The sequence below is a fragment of the Robertkochia sediminum genome (genome assembly GCF_016786255.1).
GTDB lineage: Bacteria > Bacteroidota > Bacteroidia > Flavobacteriales > Flavobacteriaceae > Robertkochia > Robertkochia sediminum.
In genome coordinates this window covers 1-754 of record NZ_JADMKT010000026.1, presented here as the reverse complement: position 1 = coordinate 754, position 754 = coordinate 1, and the positions used below count along the sequence as shown (strand labels likewise).

The 754-nt window shown below is 43.6% G+C and carries 1 protein-coding gene; it reads right to left on the bottom strand.

Annotation, left to right across the window (positions count from 1 at the left end):
• The coding region (locus tag IS446_RS00070) for an IS110 family transposase (protein WP_203057132.1) at window positions 1-398 on the bottom strand (398 nt) is incomplete at its 3' end.
• Window positions 399-754 lie beyond the last annotated feature (356 nt).

Below are 754 nucleotides of genomic sequence, written 5' to 3'. Positions count from 1 at the left end.
GACCACAGCGTCAACCTGCGTTCCACACCCAAGCTAGCCAATACCCGGCTGTCTAACATATCGGTCTTGGAACGTTGTTCCAGGCTTTGGGCATAGCGCTTTACACGACCGCCCTGCATGATGCTCACATCGATCCCGGAACTGTATAAAAAGTTAGTCAGGGCTTCGTGATACACCCCAGTGGCTTCCATCACTACGGTCGGAGCCACATGTGCCTGTGGCAGTTTACTGATCCAGTGGAGTACACGACGAAATCCTTGTGGGGTATTGGGTTGATCTTCCGGGTGCTCAAAATGCTTTTCCAGGTTCGCATCCAGCACACAAGAGCACATGGAAAGCATGTCTTTCGAAACATCAATACCTATCGATAGTCGCAAGGGTTCAAGGGATTTACTCATGGTATTTTAAAATTTAAGATCGTACTTCCTCAGGCACTTTTGCTCGCTTTAGATTCGGTCTCCTTCAAGGACCCTGGTACTGTTCAAGTTCAAAGAAAGTAAAAAGAAGGGTGCTAACTCTATGACGGGATATCATGAACATGTATCTAGCCCTGCCACGCTATCCCTTCTTTTTGATCTGATTATTGTGGTTCTAAATATAGTATCTTACATTTAAGAAAATTCTTAACCGATAAACACTTAGGGCAAACATACGAGCCCTGCCGTTGCCCACAATTATGAAAAAACTTCTACTAACTGTATTATTCGTATTTATAATAAATTCGGTTTTCTGTCAAAACTTACTAGATGACAAA